Raw genomic sequence first — 15,833 nt, forward strand, 5'->3', positions numbered from 1 at the left:
AGCCAACATCAATATTGGATGTACTGGCCTCATCGCGGGCAAGCCCGCCCACAGGTTTGATGTCATCCAAAAAAATGGTGTTCGACGCAAATACTGTGGGAGCTGGCTTGCCAGCGATGACGGCCTACGAGCCGACCATTCTTTACGCCCAGTCCTACATCCCTCGCCCCTGAACCGAAACGCTCTACCCCGGCAACTTCAACTCCGCACACAACCCACCCCCCTCACGATTGCTCAGGACCAACGCCCCGCCAATCGCGACCGCCAGTTGCTGGGCGATCGCCAGTCCCAACCCGGTGCCGCCGGTGCTGCGGTTGCGCGAGTTTTCCACGCGGTAGAAGGGTTCCATCACTTGCTTGAGTTCTTCCTCGGCGATCCCCGGACCGCGGTCGAGGATTTTGATCGACAGCTTGCCGTCGACCTGTTTTTCCACGCGCAACTCGGCAGCACCGGCAAATTTCAATGCGTTGTCCGTCAGGTTGACCAGCACCCGGCGCAAGGCGTGGGGGCGGGTGTCGATGATGGCGGTGCTCTTGCCTGTGAGTTGAACGTCCTTGCCCATGTCCTGGTAGTCGAACACCAGGCTGTCGAGGAAAGAGTCGAGGTCGGTGCGCCGGCTTTCTTCGGTGGCGCCGTGGATGCTGCGGGCGTAGGCCACGCCTTCGCGCACCAGGTGCTCCATCTCGCCGAGGTCGTTCCACAGTTTGTCTTTTTCGCTGGAGTCGTCCATGAACTCGGCGCGCAGTTTCATGCGGGTGATCGGGGTTTGCAGGTCGTGGGAGATCGCCGCGAGCAGTTGCATGCGTTCTTTGAGGTACGCCGCGATGCGTGCCTGCATCGAGTTGAAGGCCCTGGCGGCGTGGGCGACTTCGGTCGGGCCTTTTTCGTCGAGGAGCACGGGGTGGGCATTGGGGTCCAGGGTTTCGACGGCGCCGGCCAGGCGGGTGAGGGGGCGGATGGCGATTCTGACCGCCAGCCAGGTGCAGGCAAGCATCAACGCCAGTTGCCCGAGCAGCACGATGGGCAGCCAGGGCGACAAGGGCACCATCGCCGGGCGCACGTCGATGGTCAGCGGGCTGCCGTCCGCCAGGTTCAAGTGCACTTGAAAATGCTTTTTCGGCCCGGGGATGTCGGTAAAGGTCATCGGGTAATCGTGGCCGATGGCGTCCTTGATCGAGGCGATGGCAACGGGCGCATCGGGCATGTCGGTGCGGATCGGCGTGCCCGGCGAACCTTCATTGAGCAGGTAGCTGTAATTGCGTCGCTGCAGTTGTTGCAGCCAGCCTGCGCGTTCATTGGCGGGCAAGCGGTCGAGGATGGCCACGGAGGTGGAAACGTCGGTTTCCAGGTTGCCGAGCATGGTGTTTTTCGAGGACTCGTAGCGCTCGTAATATTGCGCGCCGAAGGACAAGGCCTGGGCGAGGATCAGGCCGATCAGGAAGATCAGCGACAGTCGCGAGGCCAGGGTCCGCGGCCAGTGCAGCGCCAGGGTCATGATTGATCGCCCAGGATTTCCACCGGCAGCGAGAACACATAGCCTTCGCTGCGCACGGTCTTGATGTAGGCCGGTTCGCGGGCGTCGTCGAGCAGGCGCTGGCGCAGGCGGCTGACCAGCAGATCGATGGAGCGGTCGAACAGGTCGGCATCGCGGCCCTGGGTCAGGTTGAGCAACTGATCACGGTTGAGCACCCGCTGGGGATGATCGAGAAACACCCGCAGCAATCGGTACTCGGCACCGCTCAGGGCGACCATGGTGCCGTCGTTGTCGAGCAGGTGGCGCGCCGAAGTGTCCAGGCGCCAGCGGCCGAAGGCCAGCAAGCGGCCGGCTTCGCTCACCACGAGGTTCGGCGGCAGCATGCGCGTGCGTCGCAGCACCGCGTTGATCCGCGCCAGCAGTTCACGGGCGGCGAACGGCTTGACCAGGTAGTCGTCGGCGCCCATTTCCAGGCCGAGGATACGGTCGGTTTCATCGTTGCGGGCGGTGAGCATCAGCACCGGCGTGGCCTTGTGTTTGCCGGCGCGCAATTCGCGGCAGAGCAACAGACCGTCGTCCCCCGGCATCATGATGTCCAGCACGATCAGGTCCACCGGCGTGGTTTCCAGGAATGCGCGCATCTGCCGTCCATCGGCCACGACGGTGGTGCGCAGGCCGTTCTTCTTCAGGTAGTTGCCTACCAGCTCGCGGATTTCGCGGTCATCGTCAACGATGAGGATGTGATCAACGTGATCCATTGGGCCAAACCTCTGATAAATGGGGATTGCCACACAGTCTATCGAGCCCGGGCGGGGTCGCTGACCGCCCTTTGTATTGCAGTGTATCTGGCCTGCCCGCGGATACACACGAAGGCAAAAAAGCCGGTTTTTCAGCGGTTTTGTATTGCTCTGTATCTGCGCCCCGTTCTGATACGTACCGATTGATTCGCGCCGATTCCCGACACAGACGAGATACCTCGCAGGCTTCTAATGGGTTCCATCGAGGCACACCAGACCGCCTCGGCCCAACGAACCAACGACCTGCTGAAACTTCGAGGAATCCGCCATGAACACCAAAGCCATCTACGCCGCCTGCCTGTTTGCCGCCCTGAACATCTGCACCCTGTCGGCCCGCGCCGAAGCCGATGTCACGCCGAAAACCTACACCTATGGCAGCCACCTCGACATCAGGAAAGTGCTGTCGATGACCGAAGACTCTACGCCTTCCTGCGGCGTGGTGAATGCCCGGCTGACCTACCTCGACTCCCAGTCCAGGACCCAGGTGCTCGATTACAGCAAGTTGGCCGACCACTGCAACTCGGAAAACTGAGTGTCGCGCGCAACCACCGCTTAATCCAATTGAATCAGGAAGGACATCATGAACAACGTATCGCGCTTTTTGACCGCCGTCGCCTTTTCCCTCGCCGGTGCGGCAGCCCATGCCAACGCCGCCGTCGAGCAAAGCGCCTGTGGCAGCAGCACCTGCTTCCAGCTCACGCCGGTGGCGGAGAAGGGCACCCAGGGTTTCCTCGCGCAGGACGGTTCCAGCCGTACGCCTCAGGGGCAATTGCTGGATGAGCAAACGGCTTGAAAACACCCCCAATCCACTGTGGGAGCTGGCTTGCCAGCGAAGGCGGCCTTGCAGATGACATCTGTATTGAATGTGCCGACGTCTTCGCGGGCAAGCTCGCTCCTACAGTGATGAAGTGTTGCCCTCTAATGTGTATTAGGTGATCCCATGTTACTCATCGCTTTCCTGGGCGGAATTCTGACCGTCCTCAGCCCGTGCATCCTGCCGGTCGTGCCGTTCCTGTTCGCCGGTGCCGACCGCACACGCTCCTCGATCCTGCTGACCCTCGGTGGCATGGTCCTGACGTTCGCCCTGGTCTCGAGCCTGGCCGTGGTCAGTACTGAGTGGGTGATACAGGCCAGCAACACCGGCCGCCACTTCGCCCTGTTCGTGATGGTGCTGTTCGCCCTGTCGCTGATTTCGGCCCGGGTCGGCGACTGGCTGGCGCGGCCCTTCGTGATGCTGGGCAATCGCATCGACCCGAACTCGCGCAAGATGTCCGGGCCGCTGGCTTCGATCATGATCGGTGTCGCCACCGGGCTGCTCTGGGCACCCTGCGCCGGGCCGATCCTCGGAGTGATTCTGACCAGCGCCATGCTGCAGGGCGCGAACGCCGGCACCAGTGTGTTGCTGGTGGCCTATGGCGCGGGCAGTGCGCTGTCCCTGGGCGTCTTGATCTTCGCCGGTCGCGGCCTGGTCAATCGCTTGAAACCGTCGATTCCGGTCACTGGCTGGCTGCGCCGGGGCGCCGGGGTTGCGGTGCTGGGCGGTGCAGCGCTGATCGCAACGGGAGGCAACGACCTGTTGCTGGCCAACACCTCATCGCAAGGTGTCAGCAGCGTCGAGAAAGGCGTGCTGGAAACCGTGCCGAAAGTCGTCGATTACCTGGTCAGCAAGGTCAAGGCCGACAGCACCATGGGCGACGCCAAGGGCGCGATGCCGTCGCTGTCCGGCGCGGTGGAGTGGATCAACTCACCCGCACTGACCAACGAAGCCCTCAAAGGCAAGGTGGTGCTGGTGGACTTCTGGACCTTCGACTGCATCAACTGCAAACACACCCTGCCGTACGTGAAGGACTGGGCGAAGAAATATGAAAAGGACGGCCTGGTGGTGATCGGCGTGCACACGCCTGAATACGGCTTTGAACGCATCATCGACAACGTCAGGGACAAGGTGAAGGAATACGGCATCACCTACCCGGTGGCGATCGACAACAACTACGCGATCTGGCGCAACTTCGACAACCAGTACTGGCCGGCGCACTACATCATCGATGCCAAGGGACAGGTGCGCTACACCCACTTCGGTGAAGGCAGCTACGACACTCAGGAGAAAGTGATTCAGCAGTTGCTGGAGGAGGCCAAGGCCGGCACGCCAGCGGCGTAATCCGCTCGATCAATGGCTCACAAGTCCCGTGCCATGAGCCATTGATCTTTTTCCCATGCCTGAAAACGCTCCAGCACGACCCAACCGCGCTTGGCGTAATACGCGCTCTGGTCCTGGGTGTGCAGGTAGATCCTCTTCTCGCCGCTGGCTTTGGCTTGCGCGCAAATCCCTTCGATCAGCCGCTCCGCCAGGCCCTTGCCGCGTGCCTCTGGGGCGATGAACACGCAAGCGAGCCAAGGCCCAAGATCCGGGCGATGGGCCAGGTCGGCGCTGGCCAGCGCCGCGCCGCCCAGCAGCTCGTCATGGTCGAGGGCAATCAGACATTTCCAGTCGCCGTTGTGTTGACCTTCGGCGAACTCTCGTTGCCAGTCGGTCAGTGGCTGACCGGCGTATTCGTAGTGGAACTGCTGGTGGATCCACGCAGCGAACGTGTTGCTGTGGTGCATATGTCGAGCAAGCGAGTCCAGGCGGAGTTTCATAGTGTGAGTCCTTTCAGAGGTCAGTCGCGAGAGTAGCGATCCTGGGTGGTGCTGTCGCCCCTACCGGCTCAGCGACCGCTCAAGTGATGGGAAGCCGCCTGCCCGCGCCGCCACGCCGCCGGCGGTGCGCCAAACTCGCGGCGAAAAGCGCGGCTGAAGGCGGTGTCGGTCTGGTAGCCCACTTCTTCGGCGATCCGCGTCAATGAGCTGTTGCTGCTGCGTAACAGGTTGGCGGCGAGCAACATGCGCCATTGCGTCAGGTATTGCATCGGCGAGATCCCCACCAGTTGCTGGAAGCGTTCGGCCAACACCGATCTTGAGGTGCTGGCGGTGCGGGCCAGTTCTTCCAGCGTCCAGGCGTGGCAGGGGTTCTTGTGCAAGGCGTTGAGGGCGGCGCCGACGATTCGGTCGCGCACGCCGGCCAGCCAGCCGGTGCGGCCTTCGTCCTGTTCGTTCATGTACAGGCGCAGCACTTCGATGAACAGCACTTCGGCGAGTTTGGCCAATACCCCTTCGCCGCCGGGGCGGGGCGAGCGGGCTTCGGCGAGGGCGTAGCGCACGGAGGACTCCAGCCAGATACCGGCGCTCGATCCGCGCACATTGACCCGCACCACGGCCGGCAAGCCCTTGAGCAATATGCCCGCCAGGCGCGTATCGCAGGCCAGGTAGCCACACACCAGGCGGGTGACCGCGCCACCGCCGCCATAGCTCAACTGGCGGGGCCGGCGCGCCAGCACCGCATCCAGGCGCGCACCGGTGGCCGGGGGCAATCCCGGTCGGGAGCACATGCGATGGGCGTCGCCCTGGGGGAAGATCACCACGTCGCCGGCGCTGAGCAGCAGCGGCGGATCATCGCCCAGCTCGACGTAGCACTCGCCCTCGGTGATCAGGTGAAAGATCACCACCCGTTCCGCATCGGGCTCCAGGAACGGCGCCGCCGTGTCGGCGCTGGGCGACTGGTAGCACCAGGGCGCGGTGAACCGGGCGTTGATGAAGATCGCGCCGACCAGGTGCACGACGCGCAGGGTTTGTGACAGAGCGTCCATAGGGCGTTCCCCGTGGCAGGATTCCTGATTGTGAACGCCTCGGTGCGCAACGTGGAATCTCCGGACGATCGGGCAGGCCTGGGCGACGATCGGACAGGACGCCAGCACCCGTCAGGACGATAGTTTGTCTACGGGGTCAATACCGGCCCTGCTTCCCAGAACAAGAAAAGAGAGGTTGCCATGCCGAAGTTCGTGATTGAACGCGAGATCCAGGGCGCCGGAGCATTGTCGGAAAGGGATTTGAAAGCCGCTTCGCTAAAGTCCTGCCAGGCGTTGCGTGAGTTGCCGGAGGTGCAGTGGCTGCAGAGCTATGTCACCGGTGACAAACTCTATTGCGTGTACATCGCGCCGAACGAGGGGCAGATCCAGGAGCACGCGAGGATCAGTGGTTTTCCCGCCAACCGGATTTCCCAGGTCATGAACATCATCGATCCGACGACTGCGGAGTAACCGCGGTCAGGCCCGATTCGTGCTTCACCCCAGAGACTGCCTCCATGAGTACACCCATTGATCTGACTGCCTTGAAAAACCGCCAGATGGCCTCCTGGGCCAGCGGTGACTACGCCGTGATCGGCACCACCCTGCAAATCGTCGGCGAGCAACTGGTCGAAGCCTGCGACCTGTTGTGCGATGAGCGCGTGCTCGACGTTGCCGCCGGCAACGGCAACGCGACCCTCGCTGCCGCGCGCCGTGGCTGCCAGGTGACGTCCACCGACTATGTCGCGGCCCTGCTGGAACGAGGTGAAGAGCGGGCCCGGGCCGAACGCCTGAAAGTCAGCTTCCAGGTCGCCGATGCCGAAGCCTTGCCCTTTGCCGACGGCAGTTTTGATGCGGTGCTGTCGACCTTCGGCGTAATGTTCACGCCGGACCAGCCCAAGGCCGCCGCGGAGCTGGCACGGGTCTGCCGCCCGGGCGGGCGGATCGGCCTGGCCAACTGGACGCCGGAAGGGTTCGTCGGCCAGATGTTCAAGACCCTTGGCCAGCACCTGCCACCTGCGCCGGGAGCGAATCCGCCCTCGCGCTGGGGCACCGAAGCCTGGTTGCACGAGCATTTTGACGAGCGGCAATTCCTGCTCCAGGTGACGCGCCGCACGTTCAATTTCCGCTATCGCTCGACGGCGCATTTCATCGACACCTTCCGCCAGTGGTACGGGCCGGTGCACAAGGCCTTCGCCGCGCTGCCCGAAGACGGCGCCAAGGCGCTGGAAACGGACCTGACCGAACTGATCAACCGGATGAACCGGGCGGGCGACAAGTCGCTGGTGGTGCCGAGTGAATACCTGGAGGTGGTGATTACGCGGCGCTAATGGCCCTTGTAGGAGCGAGCCTGCTCCGGGCGGCGATCCGACGATGGACTCGAAAACACCGCGTGCATCCAGAAAACACGCGTAATCGTTATCGACCATCGCGAGCACGCTCGCTCCTACAAGGGGTAGTGTGATGTCTGCTAAATGACTTTCGCCGGCATGGCTACTTGAGCCGCGATTCGTCGAACCACTCCAGCGCCGTGCGCCACAGGCAGATGCCCAGGAAGTACGCCGACATCAGCAGCCACAGCCCCATCACCAGCGGGTTGATCACTGGATGGTTGAGCACCAGCGACAGGCTGCACAGCAACCAGATGGCCGTCACCGCAATGTTGATCGGCATGAACCGGCGCACGCGGAACGGGTGCAGGAATTTCATCCGGGTCACGGTCAGCAGGGCCAGGCCAATGATGGTAATGAAGGTGATCCACGGCGACGGGGCGATGATGTACAGGCACAGGGCAACCACGTTCCAGGCGGCGGGGAAGCCCTGGAAATAGTTGTCCTTGCTCTTCATGTTGACGTTGCAGAAGCAGAACAGCGACGACACCAGAATCAGCGACACGCTGAGCAGCAAGGTGTAGTCCGGCAGCGGAATGTAGCGGTAGATGAACAGTGCCGGGATGAACACATACGTCAGGTAATCGATCACCAGGTCGAGGATCGAGCCATCGAAGCTCGGCAGCACCGATTGCACATTGACCTTGCGTGCCAGCGCACCGTCCAGGCCATCGACGATCAGGGCAACGCCCAGCCACAGCAGGCAATGGGTCGGCTGGTTGTCCAGCAGGGACAGGGTGGCGAGGAAAGCGGTGACCACGCCAGTGGCGGTAAAGCCATGGGCGCCCCATGCTTTGAGCCTGGCGATGTACAGGGTTGAAATCACGGGGGCGTTCTCCAGTGAATGAAGCAAGCCAGTTGTCACCCCGCGTACGGGGCGGTGGCAAAGCGGGTCGGGTTGCAGGTATCGACCGGGTATCCGCGAATAAGGTTCACCACCTATGAATCTTAGCTGTGCCGAAAAGAAATACCCCGGACAAATCCACGCTGGCGCGGGTGCGTCGGCCCAACGGTGCTGGCACATTCGCTTGCGAGGTCTATCGTTGCCTGACTGGACAGAACCCTTCCAAAGAGGACAAGCGTGATGAACACCAGTGATCTGCTCGAACAATTACTGCGCGCCGGCCAAGGCTCGATGGCGCAACAGGGTGGCGGTGGCGCCTCGGCCCAGGGCGGGCTCGGCGACCTGGGCGGCTTGCTCGGCGGGTTGTTGGGCGGTGGCGCCGGTGCCGGTGCGGGCGGCGGTGGCGGTGGGTTGGGCGGATTGCTCGGTGGTTTGCTTGGCGGCGGCTCGCCGATGGGTGGCGCGCCACAAAGCCGCTCCGGCGGTGGCACCAATTATGCGGCACTGGCCTCACTGGGCATGATGGCGTACCAGGCGTATCAGGCCTGGCAGCGCAGCCAGGCGTTGGCACCGCAGGAAGCGCCACGCACCGTGGACTTGCTGGCCGGTCCGGAGGCCGAGGAGCACAGCCATGCGATCCTGCGGGCATTGATCGCCGCGGCCAAGGCCGATGGCCGGATCGATGAAGCAGAGAAGCACATGATCAGCACTGAAATCGGTCGTCACACCGACGATCCGCAATTGCAGCAATGGCTGGACGATGAAGTCGCCAAGCCGCTTGACCCCAATGAAGTGGCACAGTCGGCCACCGACCCCGGCATGGCCTCGGAGATGTACCTGGCCAGCGTGATGCTGGTGGACGACCAGCAGGACGCCGAGCGCAATTATCTGGATGAACTGGCCGCGGCGTTGCAGATCGACCCAGAGTTGCAATTGCACCTGGAGCAACAGGCCAAGGGCAATGCCTGACCAGGGGCAAGGCAAAAATCCAACTGTAGGAGCTGGCTTGCCAGCGATGACGGCGTATCAGGCGACATTGATGTTGAATATGCCGGCCTCATCGCCAGCAAGCCAGCTCCCACAGTTTTTGTTGTGAACCTGGCATTTGCGGACAACCCAATCCCTTGTAGGAGCTGGCTTGCCAGCGATGCCGGAGTGTCAGGCGCCATCGATGTTGAATATGCCGGCCTCATCGCCGGCAAGCCAGCTCCCACAGTTTTTGTGGTGTACCTGCTATTTGCGGACGACCCAATCCCCTTGTAGGAGCTGGCTTGCCAGCGATGACGGCGTATCAGGCGACATTGATGTTGGATGTGCCGGCCTCATCGCCGGCAAGCCAGCTCCCACAGTCTTTGCGGTGAACCTGGCATTTACGGACGACCCAATCCCCTTGTAGGAGCTGGCTTGCCAGCGATGCCGGAGTGTCAGGCGCCATCGATGTTGAATATGCCGGCCTCATCGCCAGCAAGCCAGCTCCCACAGTTTTTGTGGTGAACCTGGCATTTGCGGACGACCCAATCCCCTTGTAGGAGCCGGCTTGCCAGCGATGGCGGTGTGTCAGGCGACATTGATGTTGGATGTGCCGGCCTCATCGCCGGCAAGCCAGCTCCCACAGTTTGATGTAGGGCACATCTCCTGCTTGTACCCCGCGCTAACAGCCCGTCTGTCCGGGCATTTCCCACATCGATTGAATTATTGCGCCGCTCGCCGGCTCTGCTGGGTTAGGAGACGTTTGCATTCGACGTCCTGGCGCGAAGCAGGTGAGCCATGGCCCGCAACCTCGATGACTACAACCGCATGCGTGATTTTTCGGCGACTTCCGAGCCTGCTGCCGACAAGCGCTCGCGCAAGAAAACTGCCGGGGATCATGCCTTGCAGTTCTGCATTCAAAAGCACGATGCCTCCCACCTGCACTATGACTTTCGCCTGGAGCTAGACGGCGCACTCAAGAGCTGGGCCGTGCCCAAGGGCCCGTCCCTGGACCCCTCGGTCAAGCGCCTGGCGGTGCACGTCGAAGACCATCCGCTGGCGTACGCCACGTTCGAAGGCAGCATTCCCGAGGGGCATTACGGTGCCGGCGAGGTCATCGTCTGGGATCGGGGCATCTGGATTCCCCAGGACGATCCCGCCAAGGCCTATGCCAAGGGGCGACTCAAGTTCGAATTGCAGGGAGAGAAGCTTGGCGGCCTGTGGAACCTGGTGCGCACGCACATGCCGGGCAAACAGGAGCAGTGGTTCTTGATCAAGCATCAGGACGGCGCCGCCCGTTCGCAGCATGACTACGATGTGCTCAGCGCCGAACCGGACAGCGTGCTCAGCGAGCGGCGCATCGCCGACAAACCCTCGAAACCGGCCGCCAGACCCAAGCCCGTCAGGAAGCCCGCAGCCAGTGCCCAGGAAAAATCCTCGCCACTGACCGGCGCCCGCAAGGCCAGGCTGCCGGACCTGCTCAAGCCTGAGCTGGCAACGCTGGTGGAAAAAGTCCCGGACGGTCCCTGGAGCTACGAAATCAAGTTCGACGGTTACCGGATCATGGCGCGCATCGACCACGGCGCGGTCAAACTCATCACCCGCAATGGCCACGACTGGACCCACAAGTTACCCCGCCAGGCCGAGGCCCTGGCTGCGCTGGGCCTGGAGTCGGCGTGGCTCGACGGCGAAATGGTGGTGGCCGACGACCAGGGTGTGCCGGACTTTCAGGCGCTGCAGAACGCCTTCGAGGCGAATCGCAGCGACGGCATTCTCTACTACCTGTTCGATATGCCATACCTCAACGGCGTGGACTTGCGCGAGGTGCCGGTCGAAGAGCGCCGGGCCGCGCTTTCGACAGTGCTCAAGGCCAACGACCAGCCGTTGCTGCGCTTCTCCGAGTCGTTCGGCGAGGAGCCACAGGCCTTGCTCAACAGCGCCTGCCAGATGCGCATGGAAGGCTTGATCGGCAAGCGCCTGGGTTCGCCTTATGTCTCCCGGCGCAGCAGCGACTGGATCAAGCTCAAATGCCAACATCGACAGGAGTTCGTCATCGTCGGTTTCACCGACCCGAAAGGCTCGCGCCATGCCTTCGGCGCATTGCTTTTGGGGCTGCATGACCGCGACAGTGGCGAGTTGCGTTACGCCGGCAAGGTCGGCACCGGGTTCAACGAGGCGACCCTGCGCAGCATCCATGAGCAGCTCAAGCCGTTGCGGGTGAAAAAACCGCCGGTGGTCAATCCGCCCGACGGCTCCGAGGCCAGGGACGTTCACTGGCTCAAACCCAAACTGCTGGCGGAAGTGGCCTTCGCTGAAATGACCAGGGACGGCTCGGTGCGTCATGCCGTGTTCCATGGCCTGCGCGATGACAAACCCGCTCAAGACATCACCGAGGAGCGCGCGAAAACCGTGAAAACCTCCACTGCGAAAAAAACCACGCACAAGAAAACCGAGCCCGCCCCCTCACAAATCGGTCTGGAGCAGGGCAAGGTACGAATCACTCACCCGGACCGGGTGATCGATCCCGACAGCGGCACCACCAAGCTGCAACTGGCGCAGTACTACGCGAGCGTTGCCGAGTGGATCCTGCCCGAACTCAAGGATCGTCCGGTGGCGCTGGTGCGTGCGCCGGACGGCATCGCCGGCGAACTGTTTTTCCAGAAGAATGCCGAGCACCTGGCGATCCCGGGCATCACCACGCTGGACAAGCAGCTCACCGGCCAGCCGATCATGCTCATCAACAACGCCGAGGCGCTGATTGGCGCGGTGCAGATGAGTACCGTGGAGCTGCATACCTGGAACGCCACGTCGGCCAACCTGGACAAGCCAGACCGCTTTGTCCTCGACCTTGACCCGGACCCGGCGCTGCCATGGAAGCGCATGGTCGAGGCCACTGCGCTGACGCTGTCGGTGCTGGATGAACTGGGGCTCAAGGCGTTTCTGAAAACCAGCGGCGGCAAGGGCATCCATGTGGTCGTGCCGCTGACTCGCAAGCTCGGTTGGGATGAGGTCAAGGACTTCAGCCATGCCATTGTCAGTCACATGGCCAAGCTGTTGCCCGAGCGTTTTTCGGCGGTGTCGGGACCGAAGAACCGGGTCGGCCGGATCTTCATCGATTACCTGCGCAACGGCCTGGGGGCGACCACCATCTGCGCCTACGCGGTACGTACCCGCGAGGGTCTGCCGGTGTCGATGCCGATTTTTCGCGAGGAGGTTGCCGAGCTCAAGGGCGGCAATCAGTGGAACCTGCACAATGCACATGAACGCCTGGCAGAAGTCGGCGATGAACCCTGGGCACAGATGCGCAAGACGCAGCAGGCGATCACCGCCGAGATGCGTCGGCGGGTGGGGATGAAAAAGTGACCGCAAGGGTCAAGGGAAATCCCTGTGGCGAGCTCGCTCGCCACAGGTACAGGGGGGGTTACTTGATGAAGGCCTGGAAGTCGGTACCCAGTTTGTCGATCGCCGCCTTGAAGTCCTGGGCGGTAATCTTCTGGCTTTCGTTTTTCAGTTCGCTGCCGAACACCTTGCGCACCACTTTGGCTACGGTCTGGTTGCTCTTCGCGTCAATGAATTCGGCTTCGATGAACAGGGTGGTTTCCTGGTCACGGTGACCGGTGGCGGCCTGGGTTGCGCCGACTACGGCCGCGATGGGCACCACTTCATACCACTTCATGCCTTCGTTCTCGGCGTTCACCCCGGTGATCGCAGCGCGCATGATCAGCGGCCGGGAACCCGCCGGAGCGGCTGACGAGGTGGACACTACGCGGTACTTCTGACCGAGCGTGGCCTTGGCCTTGTTGGTCATGTAGTTCTGGATGTCGGTCAGCGTCTGCTGGTTGACCCGCTCATCGGGCTTGGGCGCCGGGTACAGCTCCAGCTTGTTGAACACCACGGTGTCATAGGCATTCGGGTTCCACGACGGGCTGACCCAGCGCATCGCGGTGCCACCGCTCGGCGTTTCGACTTCCTGCAGGTTGTTATAGTTGGGCAGGAAGCCTGAGTATTGTTCCTTCTCGGTCACTTTCGAGGTACAGCCGCCTAGCAACAGACTTGCCAGCGTAGCGCCGACCAGCAGTTTTCGGGACAGATTCATAGTGGTGTTTACTCCTTGGTTGAAATCGTCGTTCTTGCGTTGTCTGAGCATCAGAAGCGCCAGGTCATGTTCCCGGTCAGGGCCTGGATCCAGGCGTTGTCGAACTCGCCGGAAACTCGGTTGCCGGATACGGACTTGGTCTGGTCGATCGGCATGTCGCCGAGCCAGACCATGGCCCAGCTGACGTTGACATCGGTGTCCTTGTTCAGAGCATAGGTGGCTCCCGTCGCAATGCGCCAGGATTCGTTCATCGGCACGATCACGCTGCGGTTGCTGTCCGAAACGGCGCTGCTGTCATAGGCCACGCCGAAGTTCCACAACAACTGTTCGGTGGCCTGGTACTGCGCGCCAAGGGAGAGGTGCCAGGTGTCCTTGAATCCGGCGTCGACGTTTTTCGATTGCGAACCCAGCGCCGTGGTGTCGACTTCAACGCCGATATCGCCGAACTCGGACCAGTCCTGCCAGTTGGCCGAAGCCAGCAGGGCCCACTGCCGGTCCAGTTGCTGGAACAGGCTCAGGGTCAGGGTTTGCGGCACCTTGATGTCGAGTTCGGTGTCGGTGTTGTTGATGCGGTCGAGCAGGCGGCCATCGCCCTTGACGTCCAGCCGGTCCTTGAAGTCGAGGTCGACCTGGCTGGTGTAGGCCAGGCCTATGCGCGTGCCGGGTTGCGGGGCGTAGATCACCCCGACGTTGGCGCCGTAGCCCCAGGCGTTGTCCTTGTATTTGTACTGGCCGTCGGTGCGGTCGGTGAAGCCGAAGGGCGAGCGGTCAATCGCCGTTTGCGCCTGCAACATGCCATACATGGCCTTGACGCCCACGCCCACCGACCATTGTTCGTTGAAGCGGTAGGACACGCTCGGCACCAGGGACAGACCGAGCAGGCTGGAGTTTTGCGCGAAGTAGCGGCCGGACCAGTCGTTGTCGTAGTTGACCGCCAGGCCGAAGTCGCCATAGGAGCCGAAACCGACGCTCCAGTGATCGTCCAGTTCATGGCTGATGAAGAAGCTGGCACCGGGGATCGGATCGAGGGCATTGCCGCTGCCACTGCCGGCAGTGTTGGTGCCGGAGTCACGGTCGAAGCTCAGGTCGCCGTAGAGCACTTGCAGGCCGCCGGTGATTTGCGTGCCTGGCAGGTAGCTCATGCCCGCCGGGTTGCTGGCGATGGTCGAGGGGCCCTGGGCACGGGCGGCGGCGCCAGCGTTGGCCAGGCCTGCGTTGTCGGTGCCGATTTCGTAGAGCATGATGCCGCCGGCCCAGGCCTGTTGGCAGCACAGGGTCAGTAGCGCGGATGCAGATACGGCAAGTGTTCTGTTCGGCATGTATCTACCTCAGCAAATGTCCATTTCGAATGCGCGTGGACGGTGCCGGCCACCCGCGGATTCGGCTGTTTACCTGGCCTCTTGGTCCGCGCTGCAGCGACCTTGGCCGCGCCCGGCTCGGCGATGATGTTCAGGTTCCCCGTCAAGAGCGTAGGTTCGAATTGCGAAATATCCAGTAATGGCTAGTTAGAAAGTAGGCTTTCAGTCGATATAAGCGTCTGTTTCACCAGCGAAACATGGGCAACGGCCGCAGCGGCGAGCGGATCAGTTGCCGGACTGAAAGCTTCATCAGCATCGAGTGAAAACCATGGTCGGGAAAGGTCGACTGCACGGTTTTGACGAAGCTTCGAGGCAAGCCGAAACGCACCAGGCCCAGGGACACATCCACCAGATCGGCCTGGCGAAAGGCTTCGACGCTTTCGGCACAAGCGCCGCGATACCGGCGCAGCTTGTGATGCTCGAGAATCAGCGCACTGACTTCTTCCTTCAGGTCCGATCGCTGCTGGCTGTCGAGGTACTCGGTGGCCAGGGCAATGGAGGGCGGCAGGTAGTCCAGGGTGTCATCGGTCCAGATACCCAGGTCGTGAAACGCTGCGGCGATCTGCACGGCGTCCGAGGGCAAACCGTCGGCAGCGCTGAGGGCCGCGTGGAAATTCAGCACCCGGTAGATGTGGTTGCGGTAGCCCTGCAGGTCGGCACCGATGGCCAGGGCGAATGAGGTGAGGATCTCGTCGGTGCGAGGGAATTCGAGCAGCAGTTTCATCAGGCGTCACGCAACAGGTCGTTGGCGTTGAGCAGGTCGTAGGCTATCTCCGGGCGCTTTTCCATGGCACGGCGAATGGCCGCGGGGATGCTCGCGCGGGTCTTGCGGCACAGTCCCGGCAGTTCGCCAACCTGGATGCCGATGCCGCGCATGGTGCGCACTTCATTGAAGCCCGGGGCGATGGCCACGCGAATGCCCAACTGCTCGAACATGCGCCGCTGCACGTGCTCAAGATCGCTCAGGCTCTGCAGGTTCTCCAGGCGTTCGATCAGGCGTTTTTCTTCGTTGCGGGTCAGAAACAGAATGCGCAGGTCCGCCCCCGGTGTTTCCAGCAGCGGGTCACGCCCGCAGTCGCAGGCGCCGGGCGGGCAGGGTGAGCGGGTCGCAGCGGTGGTGGTCATGGGGATCAATCATAGAGCGCCGTGATTGAATTTGCCCATAGGGATTTGAAAGGGTATGCAAAAGCAATGTGGGAGCGAGCTTGCTCGCGATGGCGTCGTGTCAGGCAACATTGATGTTGA

16 protein-coding genes are annotated in these 15,833 nt (G+C 62.3%); 7 read left to right on the forward strand and 9 right to left on the reverse strand.

Annotated features, from left to right (window positions below):
* Positions 1 to 184 precede the first annotated feature (184 nt).
* On the reverse strand, positions 185 to 1,495 hold the full coding sequence (locus tag EI969_RS13965; RefSeq protein ID WP_160388322.1) for an ATP-binding protein: 1,311 nt from the start codon (positions 1,493 to 1,495) through the stop codon (positions 185 to 187).
* Positions 1,492 to 2,232: a response regulator gene (locus tag EI969_RS13970; RefSeq protein ID WP_160388323.1), complete on the reverse strand. Its 741-nt coding sequence runs from the start codon at positions 2,230 to 2,232 to the stop codon at positions 1,492 to 1,494. Before EI969_RS13970 ends, EI969_RS13965 begins: the two co-directional genes overlap by 4 nt.
* A gap of 307 nt (positions 2,233 to 2,539) precedes the next feature.
* On the opposite strand from EI969_RS13970, the gene EI969_RS13975 reads away from it, so the two are divergent.
* From EI969_RS13975 to EI969_RS13985, 3 genes are all read left to right on the forward strand, one after another.
* A complete protein-coding gene (locus EI969_RS13975) occupies positions 2,540 to 2,803 on the forward strand; it encodes a DUF2790 domain-containing protein (protein WP_160388324.1) in 264 nt (87 codons plus the stop codon).
* Positions 2,804 to 2,851: 48 nt separating this feature from the next.
* Positions 2,852 to 3,064, forward strand: coding sequence for a hypothetical protein (locus EI969_RS13980; protein WP_160388325.1), 213 nt, complete (start codon positions 2,852 to 2,854; stop codon positions 3,062 to 3,064).
* 147 nt (positions 3,065 to 3,211) lie between these two features.
* Positions 3,212 to 4,429 (forward strand): cytochrome c biogenesis protein DipZ, encoded by a 1,218-nt coding sequence (locus EI969_RS13985; RefSeq protein WP_160388326.1) that lies wholly within the window; start codon positions 3,212 to 3,214, stop codon positions 4,427 to 4,429.
* A gap of 17 nt (positions 4,430 to 4,446) precedes the next feature.
* On the opposite strand, the gene EI969_RS13990 is transcribed toward EI969_RS13985, so the two are convergent.
* Positions 4,447 to 4,908, reverse strand: a complete 462-nt coding sequence (locus EI969_RS13990) for a GNAT family N-acetyltransferase (protein WP_160388327.1) — start codon at positions 4,906 to 4,908, stop codon at positions 4,447 to 4,449.
* Positions 4,909 to 4,976: 68 nt separating this feature from the next.
* Positions 4,977 to 5,954 carry an AraC family transcriptional regulator gene (locus tag EI969_RS13995; RefSeq protein ID WP_160388328.1) on the reverse strand — a complete coding sequence of 326 codons (978 nt, stop codon included), beginning with the start codon at positions 5,952 to 5,954 and terminating at the stop codon, positions 4,977 to 4,979.
* A 180-nt stretch (positions 5,955 to 6,134) separates the two neighbouring features.
* On the opposite strand from EI969_RS13995, the gene EI969_RS14000 reads away from it, so the two are divergent.
* Positions 6,135 to 6,404 (forward strand): DUF4242 domain-containing protein, encoded by a 270-nt coding sequence (locus tag EI969_RS14000; RefSeq protein ID WP_160388329.1) that lies wholly within the window; start codon positions 6,135 to 6,137, stop codon positions 6,402 to 6,404.
* 44 nt (positions 6,405 to 6,448) lie between these two features.
* The gene (locus tag EI969_RS14005; protein WP_160388330.1) at positions 6,449 to 7,261 is read left to right on the forward strand and encodes a class I SAM-dependent methyltransferase; all 813 of its coding nucleotides are present in this window, start codon (positions 6,449 to 6,451) and stop codon (positions 7,259 to 7,261) included.
* Between the two features lie 163 nt (positions 7,262 to 7,424).
* Here EI969_RS14005 and pcsA read toward each other — a convergent pair whose 3' ends face one another.
* Positions 7,425 to 8,147: a phosphatidylcholine synthase gene (gene pcsA, locus EI969_RS14010; protein WP_160388331.1), complete on the reverse strand. Its 723-nt coding sequence runs from the start codon at positions 8,145 to 8,147 to the stop codon at positions 7,425 to 7,427.
* Between the two features lie 258 nt (positions 8,148 to 8,405).
* On the opposite strand from pcsA, the gene EI969_RS14015 reads away from it, so the two are divergent.
* A complete protein-coding gene (locus EI969_RS14015; protein ID WP_160388332.1) occupies positions 8,406 to 9,134 on the forward strand; it encodes a tellurite resistance TerB family protein in 729 nt (242 codons plus the stop codon).
* Between the two features lie 798 nt (positions 9,135 to 9,932).
* Positions 9,933 to 12,497, forward strand: a complete 2,565-nt coding sequence (ligD, locus tag EI969_RS14020; RefSeq protein WP_160388333.1) for a DNA ligase D — start codon at positions 9,933 to 9,935, stop codon at positions 12,495 to 12,497.
* Between the two features lie 58 nt (positions 12,498 to 12,555).
* On the opposite strand, the gene EI969_RS14025 is transcribed toward ligD, so the two are convergent.
* The 4 genes from EI969_RS14025 to EI969_RS14040 form a co-directional block, all read right to left on the reverse strand.
* Entirely contained in the window at positions 12,556 to 13,230 is a 675-nt protein-coding gene (locus EI969_RS14025; protein ID WP_160388334.1) for a DUF3313 domain-containing protein, read from the reverse strand.
* Between the two features lie 50 nt (positions 13,231 to 13,280).
* Complete coding sequence (locus EI969_RS14030) at positions 13,281 to 14,549, reverse strand: OmpP1/FadL family transporter (RefSeq protein ID WP_160388335.1); 1,269 nt, start codon at positions 14,547 to 14,549, stop codon at positions 13,281 to 13,283.
* A 223-nt stretch (positions 14,550 to 14,772) separates the two neighbouring features.
* Positions 14,773 to 15,312: an HD domain-containing protein gene (locus tag EI969_RS14035; protein WP_160388336.1), complete on the reverse strand. Its 540-nt coding sequence runs from the start codon at positions 15,310 to 15,312 to the stop codon at positions 14,773 to 14,775.
* The gene (locus EI969_RS14040; RefSeq protein ID WP_160388337.1) at positions 15,312 to 15,713 is read right to left on the reverse strand and encodes a hypothetical protein; all 402 of its coding nucleotides are present in this window, start codon (positions 15,711 to 15,713) and stop codon (positions 15,312 to 15,314) included. The genes EI969_RS14035 and EI969_RS14040 overlap by 1 nt, the downstream gene beginning before the upstream one ends.
* Positions 15,714 to 15,833: the final 120 nt, after the last annotated feature.

Source organism: Pseudomonas sp. PB101 (assembly GCF_009764265.1).
Lineage (GTDB): Bacteria > Pseudomonadota > Gammaproteobacteria > Pseudomonadales > Pseudomonadaceae > Aquipseudomonas.